The following is a 3,723-nucleotide window of genomic DNA, read 5'->3' on the forward strand; positions in this document are numbered from 1 at the left end:
CAGAGGCCGCCGGTCGAGTTCTACATCTTCAACGGCGACACCCAGGCCATCCGCAACGACGTCGACAGCACCACCATCGCGGCCGTCGACGACTTCGTGCAGGGCCGCAACGACTCGTTCAACTTCCGGCAGTTCATCTGCAACCTGGTGGTGCCCGGCTACGTGCCCGACGTGGTGCGCAAGCGCTTCGAAGACATGGCCAACGCCTGGGGGATGATGCTGGTGGGCGACCTGCGCGACGAGCGCAGCTTCCGCCAGCTCAGCGACCAGTTCCGCACCGACGGCGGCACCTACGAGTTCCTCAAGCGCCCCGAGGACAAGGCGGCGGCCGACGTGGTGCTTGCCGGTTGGGTGAAGCTGCGCGACCGGCACTGGTTCGAGGAGCCCGAGGACGGTCTGGACGACGCCGACCTGTACGGCCCCGGCTCCATGCTCTTCGCGGGCGCGCTGGCCCGCACCGACCGCACCCCCAACGCGGGGATCGCGCAGGGGCCGGTGGGGATGATCTTCGGCAAGCTGCGCGGGGTGGAGAAGGCGCGCATCGAGCCGCGCATCTCGCAGATGGAGCACCTGACCATGGAGAGGCAGGTGATCACCGTTATCCGCAACGAGGACAACGACCTCTGCTTCGTGGGGAGCCGCACCCAGGCCGAGGACCCCAACGGCGTGCTCAAGTTCTTCACCGCCTACCGCGTGCTGCGCTACCTGGAGCGGCGCATGGCGGTGTGGCTGCGGCGCGTGGCCGAGCAGCGCCTGACCCGCGACCTGGTGAAGGACCAGGTGGTGGGCCCCATCGAGGAGTTCCTGGAGAAGGAGAAGAAGGAGCGCGGGACCATCTACAACTACACGCTCGACGTGGACTGGGACGAGAACAAGTTCATGCAGGGGATCCTCGACATCTCGCTGGAGGTCACGCCGGTGGGCCCCGCCGAGACGTTCCTGCTCAAGATCGACACGCCCAAGTTCAAGACCGCGTCCGACGAGGGAAAATGACCCGCGCGGGCGGCGCCGTGCTCCGCCTGCGCGGCGGGGCACGGCCCGCGCCGGACCACGCCGGACCCGCGCCCGGGCCGGCCGCGCGGGCGCCGCTGGTACGCCGCCTCCTGGCCTGGCTGGGCCTGGGGTGAGCCGCCCGGCGGATCCGGGGACCGAGCCCGACCACCACCGAGGGAGTCCGCAATCCATCACCACCACCACGGGGGAAGACAATGGCAACCACGTACAAGCGCGTCCAGGTCCAGATCGGCGGGATCAAGTTCTTTCCGCAGGAGGCGCGCTACGCCCTGTCGCGCAACACCAACCAGGTGGGGCGGCGCACCGGCGAGTCGGTGCAGGCCCGCGCCTACGTCTGGATGGACGCGCACGACACCTCGCGCCTCTCGCAGGACGACCTGATCGCGCTCTGGAAGAAGGCGACCGACCCCAAGGACGAGCCCGAGAAGGTGTCGATCACCTACTACCAGGACGACGACAGCCGCGTGCTCTCCAACGTGGAGTTCATGGGGTGGATCGCCGGCTTCGAGACCTTCAACCCGCAGCCGGGCGGCGCCAGCTTCGGCCGCGGCGGCGGCACCGGGGGCGGCGGGAGCGACCCGGTGGCGATCGCCGGCTTCAACAACATCCTGTACCTGGAGCTGGTGGCCGCGCTCGACGACCCCAACGTCTCCAAGCACAAGCTGACCAAGTGATCCACCGCGCGCGCCCGGCCCCCGCAGACCGGCGGGGGCGCCCGGACGCGCGCGCCGGCCCCCGCCCCCTTGAGCCCGCACCGTGGAAACCCTGGCGCTTCCCCTCCAGATCGGCAAAGACGGCCTGTTCGTGCGCACCGACCGGGTGAGCTCGCTGCTGGCCGTGATCCGCGCCATGGCGGCGTCGCCCGCGTCGAGCTGGCGGCACGCGCCCTGGTTCGGGCTGCAGGAGGTGTTCGCTGCCGCGTCGGCCGACCGGGGCGAGCAGCAGCCGGCGGTGGAGGACGCGCTCAACCGCGCGCTGGTGGGGCTCGGCATCCACTGGGCGCGCGTGGAGGCGGTGACCCTGCCGCGCGAGCAGGCGCCCGGCGAGCGCAGCTTCTCCATCACGCTCGACTGCGGCGAGGGCGGCGCGGTGCACCGCGAGGTGTCACTGTGAGCGCGGGAGGGCGCGGCCCATGCGCGTGACCGTGACCGCCCGGGTGGGCGGGCTGGCGCTCAAGGCCAGCGAGATCGAGCACCTGGAGGTGCAGCAGGAGGTGGGGAGCCACCACGTGTGCTTCCTGAGCTTCTACCGCGACACCGCGCTGGCGCCGGTGTCGCTCGACCAGCTGCTGGGCGAGCCGGTGCGGGTGGAGCTGAACGACGAGACGCAGACCGCGCTGGCCTTCGAGGGCGAGGTGGCGTCGGGGTCGCAGAGCCACCTGTCGCACAGCGCCTCGCACTTCTCCCTGGAGGCGGTGTCGCTCTCGGCGCGCATGCAGCAGCACCACAACACCGCCTACTACCCCGAGAGCCAGCTGGCCGACGTGGCGGGCGCGCTGGGGGCCACGGTCGCGGGCGCGTCCGGCGGCCCGCGGCTCGACTACGTGCAGCACGGCGAGTCCGACTTCGACTTCCTGGTGCGCATCGCCGACGAGCAGGGGTGCATGGTGCGGCCGGCCGGCGCCGGGGTGGAGGTGCGCGCCGGCTTCGCCGACGCCGGCCACGAGCTGGCCTGGGGCACCAACCTGCTGGCGCTCACCTCGCACTGCCGCCCGGTGAACCACGGCTTCCGCGGTGCCGCCTACCAGATGCACGAGAAGCGCGACCACCGCTTCCACGGCGTGCGCAAGGCGCCGCCGCTCACCGGGGGCGCGGCGCCGCTGGTGGCCGCCGCCCGCCGCCTGGCCACGCGCACCGCGGGCGGGGGCGACCCCAACCTCGAAGACTCGGCCTGGCGCACGCCGCGCCTGGCCGAGTTCAAGCTGGCGCTGGAGCGCGAGAGCGCCCGCGCGCTGGGGGCCGCGGTGCTGGTGGAGGGCTCGTCGTCGCACGTGGGCCTCACCGCCGGCGACACCGTGCGCATCGCCCCCGGCGAGAGCTGGGAGGTGCCGGTCACGGGCACGCTGGGGCTGGTGCGGGTGACCCACCGCTTCGACGGCCAGCAGTACGCCAACGAGTTCGCCGCCACGCCCTGGGCCGCCTACACCCACGCGCGCCGGCCGCCGCGGCGCACCGTGGAGGGGTGCGCCACCGCCGAGGTGACCGCCAACCTGGACCCGAAGGGGCTGGGCCGGGTGCGGGTGCGCTACCGCTGGCAGGACGTGGGGCGCGAGACCGGGTGGGTGCGGGTGGCCGTCCCCCACGCCGGCAACCAGCGGGGCACGATCTTCATCCCCGAGGTGGGCGACGAGGTGCTGGTGGCCTTCGAGCACGGCGACCCCGAGCGCCCCTTCGTGCTGGGCGCGCTCTGGAACGGGAAGGACGCCGCGCCGCAGACCGCCGAGGTCAAGCGCATCGTCACCCGCAGCGGCAACACCATCCAGCTCACCGACACCGGGGGCAAGGAGGTGGTGGAGATCTTCTCCGCCCACGGGAAGTGCCTGGTGCAGCTGGCCAACGACGTGGGCGGCAAGCCCACCCTCACCCTGCACTCCGAGGGCGACCTCTCCATCGAGGCGGTGGGGGAGATCCGCCTGAAGTGCAAGCGCCTGGTGGAAAAGGTGAGCGGCGACGCCGCGCGCGACGTGGGGGGCGACGCCACGCTCAAGGT

At 72.3% G+C, this 3,723-nt stretch carries 5 protein-coding genes; all 5 read left to right on the plus strand.

Annotated elements, in window-relative coordinates; all coding sequences use genetic code 11:
- On the plus strand, positions 1 to 993 hold a 993-nt coding region (locus tag VFE05_03875; protein HET6229192.1), incomplete at its 5' end, for a hypothetical protein.
- Positions 990 to 1,127, plus strand: a complete 138-nt coding sequence (locus VFE05_03880; GenBank protein HET6229193.1) for a hypothetical protein — start codon at positions 990 to 992, stop codon at positions 1,125 to 1,127. The genes VFE05_03875 and VFE05_03880, both read left to right, overlap by 4 nt.
- An 81-nt stretch (positions 1,128 to 1,208) precedes the next feature.
- Complete coding sequence (locus VFE05_03885; GenBank protein ID HET6229194.1) at positions 1,209 to 1,688, plus strand: hypothetical protein; 480 nt, start codon at positions 1,209 to 1,211, stop codon at positions 1,686 to 1,688.
- A gap of 82 nt (positions 1,689 to 1,770) precedes the next feature.
- Positions 1,771 to 2,127: a hypothetical protein gene (locus tag VFE05_03890; protein ID HET6229195.1), complete on the plus strand. Its 357-nt coding sequence runs from the start codon at positions 1,771 to 1,773 to the stop codon at positions 2,125 to 2,127.
- Between the two features lie 19 nt (positions 2,128 to 2,146).
- On the plus strand, positions 2,147 to 3,723 hold a 1,577-nt coding region (locus VFE05_03895; protein HET6229196.1), incomplete at its 3' end, for a type VI secretion system Vgr family protein.

The sequence above is a fragment of the Longimicrobiaceae bacterium genome, assembly GCA_035696245.1.
Taxonomy (GTDB): domain Bacteria; phylum Gemmatimonadota; class Gemmatimonadetes; order Longimicrobiales; family Longimicrobiaceae; genus DASRQW01.

What these genes read in the sequence shown, in the direction of transcription:
- VFE05_03880 (HET6229193.1), top strand. Translation starts at nt 990, where the DNA reads ATGACCCGCGCGGGCGGCGCCGTGCTCCGCCTGCGCGGCGGGGCACGG.
- VFE05_03885 (HET6229194.1), top strand. Translation starts at nt 1,209, where the DNA reads ATGGCAACCACGTACAAGCGCGTCCAGGTCCAGATCGGCGGGATCAAG.